The organism is Streptomyces sp. NPDC048290 (genome assembly GCF_040652095.1).
GTDB lineage: Bacteria > Actinomycetota > Actinomycetes > Streptomycetales > Streptomycetaceae > Streptomyces.
The window spans coordinates 123,418-137,845 of sequence record NZ_JBEZLM010000005.1; the positions used below are offsets into that span (position 1 = coordinate 123,418).

A 14,428-nucleotide genomic window follows, 5' to 3' on the forward strand; every position below is an offset into this window, starting at 1 on the left:
CAGCCCGGCCGGGAGCCCCCCCGACCCGCCCTACGCCGAAGGCCACGCCTCCGCCAGCATCGCCCGGGTGTCCGCGAGGAGCTGCGGCAGCACCCGCGTGTGCCCCACGACCGGCATGAAGTTCGTGTCCCCGCCCCAGCGGGGCACGATGTGCTGATGCAGATGGGCGGCGATCCCGGCCCCCGCCACACTCCCCTGGTTCATCCCGATGTTGAACCCGTGCGCCCCGGACGCCGCCCGCAGCGCCGTCATCGCCTGCTTGGTCAGCTCCGCCAGCTCCGCCGTCTCCCCCGCGGTCAGCTCGGTGTAGTCGGCGACATGCCGATAGGGCACGGCCATCAGATGCCCGCCGTTGTACGGGTAGAGATTCAGCACCGCGTACACCTGCTCGCCCCGCTTGACGATCAGCCCGTCCTCGTCCGACTTCGCCGGGATCGCGCAGAACGGGCAGCCGTCCCCGGCCTCCGACGACGTGGGCTTGTTCTCGCCCTGGATGTACGCCATCCGGTGGGGCGTCCACAGACGCTGGAACGCGTCCTGCGTCCCCACCCCGATCTGCTGCTCCGGCTCACTCGTCATGCCCAGCAGCATATGGCTTCGCCCGTTCGCGGCGTGTCGCCGGGGACTGCGGAAAGCCGCCCCCGGCCAGGCCCCGCCGATGCCCCAAGCTGGCCCGATGGACGACGTCAGCAGCGAGCCGGGCGCCCGCTGGGAGGACCGGACCGAGATCCCGCTCGCCCTGGCCGCCCTGTGCTTCCTCGGCGCGTACGCCTCCCTTGTGCTCGCCCCCGGTCTGCCCTCCGGCTGGCACGACCTGTGCCTGACCGTGCTGCTGGCGGCCTGGGCGCTGTTCCTCCTGGACTACGCGGTGCGCTGGCGGCTCAGCGGACGCCGCTGGGGCTTCGTCCGCACCCACCCCCTGGACACCGTCACCCTGCTGCTCCCACTGCTGCGCCCGCTGCGGATCGTCCGCTTCTACGACGCCGTCCAGCGCCACCACGGCCGCCCCCGCCTCCCCCTCTACGGCCGGGTCATGGTCTATGCCGGGCTGTCCGCCGTCCTCGTCGGCTTCTCCGGCGCGCTCGCCGTGTACTCCCAGGAGCGCTACGCCCCGGGCGCGACCATGACGACCTTCGGTGACGCGGTGTGGTGGACCTGCTCGACGCTGGCCACGGTCGGCTACGGCGACATCGTGCCGATCACGCCCCTGGGACGGCTGATCGCGGTCGGGATGATGGCCTGCGGGCTGGCGCTGCTGGGGGCGGTGACGGGTTCGTTCTCGTCCTGGCTGATCCACCGGTTCACCAGACCGGACGAGACGGAGCCCCCGGGAGGCTGACCTCCCGGGGGCTCCGTACGACGCGGGGCGCGGCCGTCAGACCCGGCTGCGCGCGCGACCGTCAGACCTGGCGCCCTCTCCCGTGCGCACGGCCGTCAGACCTGGCGCCCTCTCTGCACGCTCGGCCGTCAGACCTGTGCCCGCTCCTCCACGACCTTGACGAGCTTCTCGATGGCCTCCTCGACCGGGATGCCGTTCTCCTGCGACCCGTCCCGGTACCGGAAGGACACCGCCCCGTTGGCCATGTCCTCGTCCCCCGCGATGACCATGAACGGCACCTTGGCCTTCTGGGCGTTGCGGATCTTCTTCTGCATCCGGTCCGCCGAGGAGTCGACCTCGACCCGCAGCCCCCGCCGCTTCGCGGCGGCGGCGAACTTCTCCAGGTACTCCACATGTGCGTCGCCGATCGGGATGCCGATCGCCTGCACCGGCGCCAGCCACGCCGGGAACGCCCCCGCGTAATGCTCCAGGAGCACCGCGAAGAACCGCTCGATGGAGCCGAACAGCGCGCGGTGGATCATCACGGGCCGCTGCTTGGTGCCGTCGGCGGCGGTGTACTCCAGGTCGAACCGCTCGGGCAGGTTGAAGTCGAGCTGGATGGTCGACATCTGCCAGGTCCGGCCGATGGCGTCCTTGGTCTGGACGGAGATCTTCGGCCCGTAGAACGCGGCGCCGCCCGGGTCCGGGACCAGCGGCAGCCCCTGCTTCTCGGCGACCTGGCGCAGCGTCTCGGTGGCCTCTTCCCACGCCTCGTCGGACCCGACGAACTTCTCGGGATCTTTGGTGGACAGCTCCAGATAGAAGTCCGTCAGCCCGTAGTCCCGCAGCAGCCCCAGCACGAAGGTGAGCGTGCGGTCCAGCTCGCCGGACATCTGCTCACGGGTGCAGTAGATGTGCGCGTCGTCCTGGGTGAAGCCGCGTGCCCGGGTCAGCCCGTGCACCACACCCGACTTCTCGTACCGGTACACCGTCCCGAACTCGAAGAGCCGCAGGGGCAGTTCACGGTAGGAACGGCCGCGGGCGTCGAAGATCAGGTTGTGCATCGGGCAGTTCATGGGCTTGAGGTAGTAGTCCACGCCCTCGTCGAGCTGCATGGGCGGGTACATGCCGTCGGCGTACCAGTCCAGGTGCCCGGACGTCTCGAAGAGCTTCCCCTTGGTGGCGTGCGGGGTGTAGACGAACTCGTAGCCCTCCTCCTCGTGGCGGCGGCGCGAGTAGTCCTCCATGACCCGGCGGATGATGCCGCCCTTGGGGTGGAAGACGGCGAGGCCGGAGCCGATCTGCTCCGGGATGGAGAACAGGTCAAGCTCGCTGCCCAGCTTGCGGTGGTCGCGCTTCTCGGCCTCGGCGAGGAAGTCGAGGTACGCCTTCAGCTCGTCCTTGGACGGCCAGGCGGTGCCGTAGATCCGCTGGAGCATGGGGTTCTTCTCGCTGCCCCGCCAGTACGCGGCGGCGTTGCGCATCAGCTTGAACGCCGGGATCAGCCGGGTGGACGGCAGATGCGGGCCGCGGCACAGGTCCTTCCAGCACAGCTCGCCGGTCTTGGCGTCCAGGTTGTCGTAGATCGTCAGCTCACCGGCGCCGACCTCGACGTCCGCCCCGTCGTCGCTGGAGGCGGAGCCCTTGAGGCCGATCAGCTCCAGCTTGTAGGGCTCGTCGGCCAGCTCCTCGCGGGCGGCCTGGTCGGTGACGACACGGCGGGAGAAGCGCTGGCCGCGCTTCTGGATCTCCTGCATCTTCTTCTCGACGGCCTTGAGATCCTCCGGCGTGAACGGCTTCTCGACATCGAAGTCGTAGTAGAAGCCGTCCTTGACGGGCGGGCCGATGCCGAGCTTGGCCTCGGGGAACAGCTCCTGCACGGCCTGCGCCATGACATGCGCGGTGGAGTGGCGCAGGATGTTCAGCCCGTCCTCGGAGGTGATCTCGACGGGCTCGACCACGTCGCCCTCGTCCAGCGGGTACGCCAGGTCCTTCAGCTCGCCGCCCACGCGCGCGGCGACGACCGAGCGCTCACCGGGGAAGAGGTCGGCGGCCGTCGTGCCCGTCGTCACCGTGCGCTCTTCCCGCTCGGAATCGCGTTGGATGATCACACGGACGTCTGACACCGGTCTCTCCTGACTGACGGGGGCCCGCGCTCGTGCGCAGGGCATGTGGGGCAATGCCCATCGATCCTACCGAGCCGCCGGTGCCCTCCGCGAAACGGTTTGGGCAAGCCCCGGGGGGCTCACCCACCGGACAGCCCCACCGCCGACCGGCCGACGGCCGTCCCGACCACCGACCACCGACCGAGCGACGGCACCTGGCTCACGCCCCGCCATCCGACGCGACGAGGCCGACGGTCCACAAGGCCGCCCCCTCCTCCAAGCGCCGCCCCTCCACCGAGCGCCGACTGCTCCACCAAGCGCCGCCCCCTCCGCCGAGCGCCGACTGCTCCACCGAGCGCCACCCCGTCCCCCGCCCGCCGACACGCCCCGCCGACCGCCCCGTCCCGTCCCGTCCAGCCACCGCCCTCCCCCCTAAGCCCTCTCCCTCAGCCCCCCTCCTCCCCACCGCACGCCTCCTCGAAGAAGTCCCCGAACTCCTGCAACGACTTCATCAGCTGATCCCGCTCCTCCTCGTCCACCCGCACCGGTACGACACCCCCCGCCCCGGTCAGCCGGCGGAAGCCGCCCCGGCTCTCCAGACGGCCCTGCACCCGGATCGGCAGTCCCACCAGATGGGCGTGTCCGGCGACGCGGTAGTCCTCCTCGTCCAGGGTCAGCCGGACGTGCGGGATCTCCGCCCCGGCCAGCACCCGCAGCCGTACCGTGCCCGCGCCGCGCGGCTGTGGTCTGCGCAGCCGCACCACCGTGCCGGTGATCCGGACCGGTACGGAGGGCTCGGCGCGCAGATAGCGGGCGCCCGCCGCGCGCAGGGCCGGCAGGTCGCCCGGCGAGAACTCGACCGCCTCGGCCGGTGCCACCGCCCCCTCGGGCGCCCCGGCGGCGGGCGCCCACTCGACGGCGACCCGGGCGCCCTCGGTGCCCCGGACCAGCGCGATCAGCGCCTCGGTCAGCTCCCGGCTGGCCCCGGCCCCGACAGCGCCGTCGAAGGCGTCCATGCCGCCGGTGGCCCGCTGGTAGTCGATGGCCTCACGGACCGCGTAGACGGCCTGGTGGAGCCGTTCGGCGAGGGGGCGTCCGGTGTCGACGGGCACGAAGGCGGTGAGGGCCCGGCCCCCGGCGGCCGAGCCGACGAGGACGTGTTCGAGCAGGGCTCCGGCGGGGCGCCGGTGCCGGTGGCCGTAGTACCCGGCGCGGGCGCGGGTGGCGAGGGCGGCGGCGAGCAGCATCTGGCGGGCGGCGCCGCGCAGCTGTTCCTCGACGGTCCAGGGCCCGGTTCCGGCGGGTCCGGCGGGCACGTCCCGCCACCAGCTGATCTCGTCGCTGGGCACGCTGAGCCCGACGAGGATCTCGCGGGCGGACGGCGAGGCGCTGCGGGCGAGCGCGACGAGGGCCTCGCCGAGCAGGTCGTCGCTGTCGGGGAAGGCACGGGTCTCCGGGACGAGCAGGCTGGTGGTCCGGCCGCCGGGTTCCGGCGGGGTCCAGCGGCCGTAGCGTCCGGCGGCCCCGCCGCGCCGCTGCCAGCCGTGCCGGCGCAGCAGGGCGCCGAGCACGGCCGGGTCGACCTGGCCGGGTTCGGGGGTCCGGTGCCAGGACGGGTCGGCGGGGTGGGGTCGTACGGGGCGGAGCGGGTCGTCGAGCGGGCGGTGCGTCATGGTCTGCCTCCCGTTCCGACGCGCGTCATGATCTCGCACAGGGCCCGGTCGTCGAAGATCTTGGCGGTCGGTATCCGTACGGTCGTCCGGTGCCGGCCCGTGACGGGCTGCCCGGCGAGGTTGACCCAGTAGCAGCAGTGGCGCAGGTCGAGCCGGTCGTGGCTGGCGCGCAGCCAGTCGTCCGGGGAGCGCGGGACGAGCATCACGACCAGGATCTTGTGCACCGAGACCGGGGTGCGGGCCAGCTTTCTGAGGTGGTCGTTGTCGAGGGTGAAGGAGAAGGAGCGGCCGGACGGGTTGGGCGGGATCTGGTAGGTCGCCTTGAGCTGGACCTTGATGGTGACCTCGTCGTCGACGGTGTGCCCGGGTGCGCTGTGGCTGACGTGCCAGTCGATGCCGTTGTCCGGGAAGGGCTGGGAGAGCGAGCAGCCGGCCGCCGCCGCGACGGCGTGGAGATATCCCACCTGGAGGGTCTCCATGCAGGCGGTGGTGGCGAGTGAACCGCGATGGGGGCCCGTGCGTTCGGGCAGCAGCCCGCCCCGCTCGGGCTGCGCTATCGCCATGACCAGACAGCCTTCCGGGAAGTGTGGAGGGGCTCCGCGGCGCCGACATGGACGGGCTCCGCGGCAGGTTCGACGACTGCGGCGCCAGGGCGTGTCCCCAGGCCGCTGAACTGCGCGTACCTGTACTCCTGTTGTCTTCTCTGTTGTCTCCGCCCGGCGTAGTGCGCAAACAGCCCGGGTATCACCAAACGGGCAGAAGACGGTGCGTCAGCTGCCGTGGGTGAACGAGGAGTTGTGTTCGTATGACGTGCTGGTACGAGGGCCCTCTGGCCGCATTCGACACGGAGACGACAGGCGTGGACGTCGAGACCGACCGGATCGTGTCGGCCGCGCTCGTCGTCCAGGACGGTCCGGGGAGCCGGCCGCGGGTGAGCCGCTGGCTGGTGAATCCGGGCGTGCCGGTGCCCGAGGCCGCGACGGCGGTGCACGGGCTGACGGAGGAGCACCTGGCGCGCAACGGCCGCTGGCCTGCGCCGGTGATGCAGGAGATAGCCACTGTGCTCGCCGAACAGGCGACCGTGGGGCGTCCGCTGGTGGTGATGAACGCCCCGTTCGATCTGACCCTGCTGGACCGTGAGCTGCGCCGCCACCGCGCCTCGTCGCTCGCGCGCTGGTTCGAGGCGAGCCCGCTGCTGGTGCTCGACCCACGGGTCCTGGACAAGCATCTGGACCGCTACCGCAAGGGCCGCCGCACCCTGACGGACCTGTGCGTGCACTACGGCGTCACGCTGGACGGCGCCCATGACGCGGCGGCGGACGCCCAGGCGTCCCTGGACGTCGTCCGGGCGATAGGGCGGCGGTTCGCGGGGCGGCTGGAGCGGCTGTCCCCGGCGGAGCTGCACACCCTGCAGGCGGTGTGGCACGCGGCTCAGGCGCGCGGGCTCCAGGCGTGGTTCGCGCGCAGCGGCAGCGAGGAGGCGGTGGACCCGGCGTGGCCGATGCGCCCGGAGCTGCCGGCGGCGGCCTGACCGTAGGGCGCGAGCAAGAAGGAAGATACAAAAAAAGCCGGTCCGCTGTGGCGGACCGGCCTTTCCCGGTGGGCGATACTGGGTTCGAACCAGTGACCTCTTCGGTGTGAACGAAGCGCTCTCCCACTGAGCTAATCGCCCGGGAACGGACTGAACCATACAGGCCCCGGCGGGCTTCCTTCAAACCGCTTGGCCGGGCTCCCCGAGCAGCGCGCGCAGTCCGCGCCGCCCGGAGCGCATCATGTGCGCGTGGTTGGCGCGGAAGAGGGGCCTGCCCGGTACGGCGAGCCGCCGCAGCAGCGTCTTGCGCACCTCGACCTCCTGGTCGTAGCGGGCGAGGGTGCCCGTGCCGTGGGCGGTGACGGTCCAGCGCGCCCAGCCCTCGACATCGCCGGACAGCGCGACCTCCAGCACCCCGGCGTCCGGGTCCCGCCGGGTGGCCCGCGCGGTGAAGGTCATGTCGTACGGCAGGAAGGAGCGGATGGTGACCTGGCCCGAGGTGGCGTCGAAGCGGTCGATGGCGCGCACCTGGCGCCACCAGCGCGGGTACTCCTCGGCTCGCTCCAGGACGGCGTAGACCGTGCCGGGCGGCGCGGGCAGGACCCAGAGGCTGCGGAAGCGGTAGTGACTCCAGCCCATCCGGTCTATCCGGTCCGTCCAGCGCATCCGGTCGATCCAGCCCTTCCGGTCGATCCAGTCCATGCGGCCCACCCAGCCCATCCAGCCGATGCGGCCCACGCAGCCCATCCGGTCCATCCGGTAATTGGGCGAGTCCGCCGCAGCCGCCCATCTGAGTACGTTCTGAGTATGTGCGCTCATGCCGGGCGACGTGACGGCGGCCACACTCCCTGGCATGACACAGATTCCGCCACCGGCCGAGGAGTTGCGGCTCCTGGACGCCGAGCTGTCCTGGCTCGACGCGCGCCGGAGCCACCTGCTGGCACGGCGCGCCTGGCTCGTGGCGCAGCTCCAGGGCGCGCCGCGGTCCGGCCCGGCGGCCGTGCCGCCCCCTTCGTCCCCGGTGGCGGGCCTGTCCGCCGCCCGGGTCCCCGAGGCGTCGACGCCCGGCGTCCAGAACCTGCTACTGCTGCTCGGCGGCATCCTGCTCACCCTCGCCGCGGTGGCGTTCACCCTGGTCAGCTGGGGTGATCTGGGGATCGCGGGGCGCGCGCTGGTGCTGGCCGCGGTCACCGCGACGGCGCTGGCGGTGCCGGTGGCGCTGCTGCGCCGGGGGCTGCGGGCGACGGCCGAGACGGTGGCGGGCCTGGGCCTGGCGCTGACGGTGCTGGACGCGTACGCGCTGCACGAGGTGGCGCTCGCGGACACCCCGGGCACGGCGTACGCGGCGGTAACGGCGACCGTCCTGGCGGCGGGCTGGGCGGCGTACGGGACGGGCCTCGCGCGGCTCACCGGTACGCCGCTGCTGCTGCCGCTCCCGGCGGCGTTGTGCGCGGCGCAACTCCCGCTGATGCTGTGGGCGGTGGCGGCGGACGCGCTGCCGTACGGGATCATCACGGCGCTGCTGGTGACGGCGGCGCTGGACACGGTTGTGGCGCTCTGGAAGACCGCCCCGCCGGTACGCGTCACCGCCGCGGTGGGGGCGTACGGGATGGGCGGCTGGGGCGTGCTGACGGCCGGCTGGCTGGTGTGGACGGCCACCGGTCCGAGCGCCGCCGCCCGTGCGGCGGCGCTCCTTCTCTTCGCGGCGGCGATCCCGCTGGCCGCGGCGTGGCGGGTGCCGGTGCCGGGGCTGGCGCTGGGTCTCGCGGTCACCGGCGGGGTGCTGGCGGTCCCGGCGGTGGCGGTGCTGCCCCGGGTGCTGCTCCCGGAGACCTGGAACGTGCCGCTCCATCTGGTGTGCGGGATGGCGCTGCTGGCCGCGTGGCGGGCGGGGGGTCTGCCGGAGCCGGTACGGCGGGGGCTGGTCTGGGCGTCGGTGGGGGTGCAGGGCGCGGCGCTGCTGTGGACGGCGCCGGTCCTCATGGAGGCGCTGCTGGGTCCGGCCCGTTGGCTGGGGTTCGTCTGGCTGGGCGCGCCGAGCGGTTCGCTGTTCCCGGCCGAGGGTCGGCCGGTGTGGCCGGCGGACGCGGCGGCGGCGCCGGTGGTGCTGCTGATGGTGGCCGCGCTGGCGGCGGTGGTGGTCCGTGACCCGGCGTGGCGTCCGAAGGCGCTGCTGGGCGCGCTCGGTCTGGTCTGGGCGGCGGTCATGGTGTCCCCGCACATCCTGGAGCTGCCGTACGGGGTGACGCTGGTGCTGCTCGGTGCGGTGACGGTGGGGCTGCTGGCGATGCGGCGGCTCGTGCCGCTGGTGCTGGCGGCGGTCACGGCGGGCGTGCTCACGCTGCTGGCGCTGGCCTCGGAACCGGCCACGCTCGCGGTACTGGCGTTTCTGACGGCCCTGTTCACGGCGGTCGCGCTGGAGGCGGCCGGGGTGCGCCGGACGGTCGCGGCGGTGCTGGCCCTGGCGTGGGCGACGGCGCTGGCGGACTCGGTGGGCGCGTCGCTGTGGTGGGCCCCGGCCTCGGTGGCGCTCCTGGTGCTGCTGGTGCCGGTGGCGGCGGCGCTGCTGGCCCCGCGCGCCGAGGGCGGCACGCGGCTGGGCCTGGAACTGGCGGGCGCCACGGCCGCGCTGGTCGCGATCGAGCACGCGGTGGCCGACCCGCCCATGCTGGCCCTGGTGATCGGGCTGTGCGGGGTGATCGCGGCGGGCACGGCGCTGCGTCCGGAGCGGCGCCGGGTGGCGGGCTGGCTGGCGACGGGGCTGTTCGTGCTGGCGAGCTGGGTGCGGCTGCTGGCGTGGGAGGTGGAGACCCCGGAGGCGTACACCCTGCCGCTCACCGTCCCGGCGCTGCTGGTCGGGCTGCTGTTCCGGCACAGCGATCCACGGACCTCGTCCTGGGTGGCGTACGGTCCGGGGCTGTCGGTGACGCTGCTGCCGAGCCTGGTCATGGCCTGGGGGGACACGCACTGGCTGCGTCCGCTGCTGCTGGGCGGGGCGGCGCTGGTCCTCACCCTGGCCGGGGCGCGGTCGCGGCTGCTGGCCCCGCTGGTGCTGGGGGGTTCGGTGCTGCTGCTGGTCACGCTGCATGAACTCGCCCCGTATCTGGTGCAGGTGGCCGGGCTGCTGCCGCGCTGGGTGCCGCCCGCGCTGGCCGGTCTGCTGCTGCTCACCCTGGGCTCCACCTATGAACAGCGCCTGCGGGACGTGCGCAAGGTGCGGGAGGTGCTGGGGAAGATGGACTAGCCATCGATCACCGGCGACTATGCGCCTCCCGACCGTTCCGGGGAAATGCGGTGGAGTTCCGGGAATTGTTCCGGGATTTCCTTCGACCACCCAGCTCAGACCCTTCTTCCTAAATGAGAGATAAGAGCCGGGTGGGACGCGGAAGGCATTGATCAGGTAACGGACCGTCACCATCCGCTTGCCGTGGGGGCATCCGCGCGGGGCCGCCCCGAGCGCGGGGGGACAGCGAAAACACCGACGGCCCGTCTGCTGCTCGCAGACGGGCCGTCGGTCCGGGTGGGCGATACTGGGTTCGAACCAGTGACCTCTTCGGTGTGAACGAAGCGCTCTCCCACTGAGCTAATCGCCCGGACGCAGGACGAACATTACCCCATGTCAGACGCCGGCCGTGACCACCGCGGGACCGGCCGGCGCCACTCCGCCCCGGCGCCGCGGCCGACCCGTCCGGTCACTGGTTCTTGATGCTCCAGGGCATCACGAAGCCGAACTTCCACAGATAGATCCCGCACAGCACCCCGATGATCACCAGACCGATCGTGGTGAGGATGATGTTGCGGCGCCTGACCTTGGGGTCCAGGGCGCGCTGCGCGGCCTCGGTCACCTTGCGCTTCGTCCAGCGCAGCACCAGCTGGGCCCAGACGAACTCGGTCGCCCAGATCGCCATGCCGCCGAAGATCACCACCCAGCCGGGTCCCGGCAGCGGCAGCATGATGATGCCGGCGACCACCACGGCGAGGCCCACCACGAAGACCCCGACCTGCCAGCTCACGTGCAGCAGCCGCCGCGCCTTGATGAAATCCGGCGCCCGCGACCCCAGCGCGCGCTCCCCCTTCGCGCCGTCCGCGGCCTGGTCCGTACCGATGTCGTCAGTGGCCACGGCGACCTCGCCCAGCTCGTTACGCCCCGTATTCATACAGCCAGACCTTACCCGAGCGAATCCGGTCACCGGAATGGTCGTACCCCATCAAGAGGTTCTCGGCCGGAAGAGTTACGTAAAGACAGGCAAAACACTCAGAGGGGTTTACAACGGCACCGTAGGTGGCATGTCGATTTCGCCGACGTGCGAATCCCCGAGCGCACACTGAGCGAAAGGCCCTGGCGCTTATGAACACCACGGTCAGCTGCGAGCTGCACCTGCGCCTCGTTGTGTCGAGCGAGTCCTCCCTGCCCGTCCCCGCGGGCCTGCGGTACGACACGGCCGACCCCTACGCCGTGCACGCCACCTTCCACACCGGAGCCGAGGAGACCGTCGAGTGGGTGTTCGCCCGCGACCTCCTCGCCGAGGGGCTGCATCGCCCCACCGGCACCGGCGACGTCCGCGTCTGGCCGTCGCGCAGTCATGGTCAGGGCGTCGTGTGCATCGCCCTCAGCTCGCCCGAGGGCGAGGCCCTGCTGGAGGCCCCCGCGCGGGCCCTGGAGTCGTTCCTGAAGCGAACCGACGCCGCCGTGCCGCCCGGCACGGAACACCGGCACTTCGATCTGGATCAGGAGCTCTCGCACATCCTGGCGGAAAGCTAGGGCGGGAGCCCCACAGAGCCGCCCGGCGCCGTCCAACTCGGGGAGACGGCTCGGGCCAAGACAACCGCTCACCACAACCGCATAGGGCATACACCGGCGCCGGCGCCGCGGACCACCGCGGCCCGGCGCCGGTGCACTGTGCGTGTCCGCGCCGCTCCCCACGGTGCCGCCAGGGGCCGGGAACGCATCCCGCCGCCCCGGCGTTGTACGGCCAAGCCGTGCGTGGCGCCGGGCCACTGGCCTTCGGCCACGGAGCCACTACCATCGGCCAGCATCGGCGGGCGCCCGCCCGACCCCAGGCCAGGGAGCGAAACGTGCTGATCACCCACGACACCCGGTGCGCCCTCGACACCGTGGTGGATCTGGTGAACACCGCCCCGGAGGACGACGAGACCCCGGACGGACTGGCGGACCTCGCCGCACTCGAAGAGTTCGTGCGCAATCACAAGATCAGCGACACCGGTGTGCTCTCGGAGTTCGACCTCGCCGCGGTCCGCAAGATCCGGGGCCGCTTCACCACGATCCTCACGGCACCGGACTCCCGGGTGGCCGCCGGAATGATCAACGACCTGGTCGCCGCCGCGGGCACCACACCGCGCCTCACCGACCACGACGGCTACGACTGGCATGTCCACTACTTCGCGCCCGGCGCCTCGGTCGCCGACCACCTGGCGGCGGACTGCGGCATGGCGCTGGCCTTCTTCGTGGTCGCCGGGGAGCGGGAGCGGCTGCGCCGCTGCGAGGCGCCGGACTGCCGGCACGCCTTCGTGGACCTCTCCCGCAATCGCTCCCGCCGCTACTGCGACAGCCGCACCTGCGGCAACCGGCTGCATGTGGCCGCCTACCGGGCGCGACGCCGCGAGGCCACGGGCTGAACGGTCCGGACGACGGACGACGGGTAAAAATCTCGCCAACCTGATGTGGCCGAGATGCACCGCCTCGCGCCCGACCGAACGGTCGGGCGACCGCGCGGTGACTGCGGACCGTGACCGGCGGGCGGTCCCCCGGAGATCATTCCGGCGACACGGGTCGAGAGCGCCGTCCGTCGCGGCCCCCGGCGGGTGACGCCGAGGACCACGGGTACGGCTCACAGCAACAGCAGGTCGTGCAGCGCAGCCATGAGGAACAGACACCCGATCACCGTCAGGAAGATCATCAACGGTGGCTGGGAAAGGGCGAAGAGGCACCCGCGCGGCTCGTCCTGAGGTGGCGCGGCCTCGCTCTGTGTCGTGTCCAGCATCTCGCCGTGATGATGGCGCAATAGGCACCCTTGACACATCCAACACGCCCGAGGAAAGGGGTAGTTCGCCGGAACCCGTGACAGGGAGGGCCACGACGGGTTATGGGGCGGGCGCGGGGGGTGAGGGCGGGGGGTGAGGGGGGGGTGAGGGGGGAACGGGCGGGCGGACCTGGGGCGTCCGGGCGGGCGCACGGCGTCCAGGGCGGAGGCCCGGTGTGGAGCGTGGAGGCCCGGTGTCCGGGGCGGAGACCGGTGTCCAGGGTGGGGACCGGTGTCCAGAGTGGGGACACCGGGGGGCAGCACTTGCAGGACCGCAAGGGGGCGGCGAGCCAGAGCTGGTCGCCGGGGTCCCCGGAAGACCGCAGGCGCCTCAGCCGCCGCTCACGGGGTCACGAGGGGAGGACACGGGCCTACCCGGGCCACCGGGCCACCGGGCCACCGGGCCACCGGGCCACCGGGCCACCGGGCCACCGGGCGCAGGATCGCAGAAGCCCAGGGTCTTGGAGCCGCGCGCCCACAGGCCGGCGCAGCCACACGCTCACGCGCTATCAGGCTCCCGCGGTCCACAAGATCGCGACTCCCCCGATCCCCCGGCTCCCCCACTCCCCCGATCAGATCCCGTGCTTCTTCAAGATCGCCTCGATGTCGCTGAAGTCCTCCGACGACGTGGGCTGCTGTGTGCCCTTCGGGCGGGCGGTCGGGCGGGTCGCTGCCCCCAGGGAGGGCGCCGAGGCGCGCGGGGCGACGGCCTCCGCCTGGGCGGCCTGGGCGGCGGCGGCCTTGCGCTCCTTGCGGGTGCCGCCCCGGCGCCGCTCCACGGCACGGGTGCTCGCGAACAGCACCCAGGCGGCGCCGAGCACACCGAAACCGGCCCAGGCCACCGGGCTGAACGCGGTGTCCGCGGCCCACTGGACGACACCGGTCATCACCAGGCCCAGCGGCACCAGCGAGTAGGCGGCGATCCGTGTGGCCGCCAGGAAGCGCTTGCGGTACGCCGTGATCGCGGCGATGCCCAGTCCGGCCGCGGCGACGGCGGAACAGACGGTCTCGGCAATCATCCGGTCCTCCAGGCAGGCCGACTCGAGCGAAAGGGTTTTCGTCCCTTCCATCCTGCACCGTCCCCCCGCTCCCGGGCCATGCCCCAGCGGGACATCAGGGACATCTCCGGGTTCGATCTCCTCCCAAGGTCGTTCCCGCCGCCCCGGGAGACCGTCCCCGGAGCCCCGCCCGAGGCGGGCGGCACCGCCCCCGGCTGCGAGACTGGCCCCATGAGCGACTCCTCCCCCGCCCCCGTCCCGCCCGTCGTCCTCGACGTCTGGTGCGATCTCCAGTGCCCGGACTGCCACACCGCCCTGACCGACCTCCACGCGCTGCGCGCCCGCTACGGCGACCGGCTGGAGGTACGGCTGCGGCACTTCCCGCTGGAGAAGAACCGACACGCCTTCGCCGCCGCGCAGGCCGCCGAGGAGGCGTACGCCCAGGGACAGGGCCGGCCGTACGTCGAGGCGGTGCTCGGCCGGACGGCGGACCTGGGCCGTAAGGGAGAACCCCTGCTGGTCGAGGTGGCCGGGGAACTGGGCCTGGACGCCGAGGAGTTCGACACCGCGCTGATCGACGGGCGGCACATCCTCACCGTGGACGCCGACCAGGCCGAGGGCAAGGCCATCGGCGTGACCGGCACCCCCACGTATGTCATCGGCGGGGAGCGGCTTGACGGCGGCAAGAGCCAGGACGGGCTGCGCGAGCGCGTCGAGGAGATCGCCGACCGGCTGCTCGCCGGGCAGGACTGACCAGGCCCC

Annotated in this window: 14 protein-coding genes and 2 tRNA genes; 6 read left to right on the forward strand and 10 right to left on the reverse strand. The window is 72.5% G+C overall.

What is annotated here, in order from left to right:
- Window positions 1-30 precede the first annotated feature (30 nt).
- On the reverse strand, window positions 31-591 hold the full coding sequence (locus AB0D49_RS09970) for an HIT domain-containing protein (RefSeq protein ID WP_362753732.1): 561 nt from the start codon (window positions 589-591) through the stop codon (window positions 31-33).
- An 85-nt stretch (window positions 592-676) separates the two neighbouring features.
- On the opposite strand from AB0D49_RS09970, the gene AB0D49_RS09975 reads away from it, so the two are divergent.
- Window positions 677-1,339, forward strand: a complete 663-nt coding sequence (locus AB0D49_RS09975; RefSeq protein WP_362753735.1) for a potassium channel family protein — start codon at window positions 677-679, stop codon at window positions 1,337-1,339.
- Between the two features lie 128 nt (window positions 1,340-1,467).
- Here AB0D49_RS09975 and thrS read toward each other — a convergent pair whose 3' ends face one another.
- From thrS to AB0D49_RS09990, 3 genes are all read right to left on the reverse strand, one after another.
- Window positions 1,468-3,444, reverse strand: coding sequence for a threonine--tRNA ligase (gene thrS, locus AB0D49_RS09980; RefSeq protein WP_362753738.1), 1,977 nt, complete (start codon window positions 3,442-3,444; stop codon window positions 1,468-1,470).
- A 425-nt stretch (window positions 3,445-3,869) separates the two neighbouring features.
- Window positions 3,870-5,096, reverse strand: coding sequence for a hypothetical protein (locus tag AB0D49_RS09985; protein WP_362753741.1), 1,227 nt, complete (start codon window positions 5,094-5,096; stop codon window positions 3,870-3,872).
- Window positions 5,093-5,659, reverse strand: coding sequence for a DUF4365 domain-containing protein (locus AB0D49_RS09990; protein ID WP_362753744.1), 567 nt, complete (start codon window positions 5,657-5,659; stop codon window positions 5,093-5,095). The genes AB0D49_RS09985 and AB0D49_RS09990 overlap by 4 nt, the downstream gene beginning before the upstream one ends.
- Before the next feature lie 242 nt (window positions 5,660-5,901).
- Here AB0D49_RS09990 and AB0D49_RS09995 point away from each other — a divergent pair, with 242 nt between their 5' ends.
- Window positions 5,902-6,627 carry a 3'-5' exonuclease gene (locus AB0D49_RS09995; RefSeq protein ID WP_362753746.1) on the forward strand — a complete coding sequence of 242 codons (726 nt, stop codon included), beginning with the start codon at window positions 5,902-5,904 and terminating at the stop codon, window positions 6,625-6,627.
- 69 nt (window positions 6,628-6,696) lie between these two features.
- Here AB0D49_RS09995 and AB0D49_RS10000 read toward each other — a convergent pair.
- Both AB0D49_RS10000 and AB0D49_RS10005 read right to left on the reverse strand, forming a co-directional pair.
- Window positions 6,697-6,768 (reverse strand) — tRNA-Val (locus tag AB0D49_RS10000).
- A 39-nt stretch (window positions 6,769-6,807) separates the two neighbouring features.
- Entirely contained in the window at window positions 6,808-7,266 is a 459-nt protein-coding gene (locus AB0D49_RS10005) for an SRPBCC family protein (RefSeq protein ID WP_362754570.1), read from the reverse strand.
- A 214-nt stretch (window positions 7,267-7,480) separates the two neighbouring features.
- Between AB0D49_RS10005 and AB0D49_RS10010 the strand changes: the two genes are divergently transcribed.
- Window positions 7,481-9,871, forward strand: a complete 2,391-nt coding sequence (locus AB0D49_RS10010; RefSeq protein WP_362753749.1) for a hypothetical protein — start codon at window positions 7,481-7,483, stop codon at window positions 9,869-9,871.
- A 277-nt stretch (window positions 9,872-10,148) separates the two neighbouring features.
- Here the strand turns inward: AB0D49_RS10010 and AB0D49_RS10015 are convergent.
- Together AB0D49_RS10015 and AB0D49_RS10020 are read right to left on the reverse strand one after the other, a co-directional pair.
- Window positions 10,149-10,220: transfer RNA gene (locus AB0D49_RS10015), tRNA-Val, on the reverse strand.
- A 99-nt stretch (window positions 10,221-10,319) separates the two neighbouring features.
- Complete coding sequence (locus AB0D49_RS10020; RefSeq protein ID WP_362753752.1) at window positions 10,320-10,784, reverse strand: TIGR02611 family protein; 465 nt, start codon at window positions 10,782-10,784, stop codon at window positions 10,320-10,322.
- Between the two features lie 191 nt (window positions 10,785-10,975).
- Here AB0D49_RS10020 and AB0D49_RS10025 point away from each other — a divergent pair, with 191 nt between their 5' ends.
- The gene (locus AB0D49_RS10025) at window positions 10,976-11,389 is read left to right on the forward strand and encodes an SsgA family sporulation/cell division regulator (RefSeq protein WP_004002642.1); all 414 of its coding nucleotides are present in this window, start codon (window positions 10,976-10,978) and stop codon (window positions 11,387-11,389) included.
- A gap of 314 nt (window positions 11,390-11,703) precedes the next feature.
- Entirely contained in the window at window positions 11,704-12,264 is a 561-nt protein-coding gene (locus tag AB0D49_RS10030; protein ID WP_362753755.1) for a CGNR zinc finger domain-containing protein, read from the forward strand.
- 212 nt (window positions 12,265-12,476) lie between these two features.
- Here AB0D49_RS10030 and AB0D49_RS10035 read toward each other — a convergent pair whose 3' ends face one another.
- Together AB0D49_RS10035 and AB0D49_RS10040 are read right to left on the reverse strand one after the other, a co-directional pair.
- Window positions 12,477-12,629, reverse strand: coding sequence for a hypothetical protein (locus AB0D49_RS10035; protein WP_362753758.1), 153 nt, complete (start codon window positions 12,627-12,629; stop codon window positions 12,477-12,479).
- A 611-nt stretch (window positions 12,630-13,240) separates the two neighbouring features.
- Window positions 13,241-13,687, reverse strand: coding sequence for a hypothetical protein (locus AB0D49_RS10040; protein ID WP_362753761.1), 447 nt, complete (start codon window positions 13,685-13,687; stop codon window positions 13,241-13,243).
- A gap of 210 nt (window positions 13,688-13,897) precedes the next feature.
- Between AB0D49_RS10040 and AB0D49_RS10045 the strand changes: the two genes are divergently transcribed.
- Window positions 13,898-14,419, forward strand: a complete 522-nt coding sequence (locus AB0D49_RS10045; RefSeq protein ID WP_362753764.1) for a DsbA family protein — start codon at window positions 13,898-13,900, stop codon at window positions 14,417-14,419.
- The last annotated feature ends 9 nt before the right edge of the window (window positions 14,420-14,428 follow it).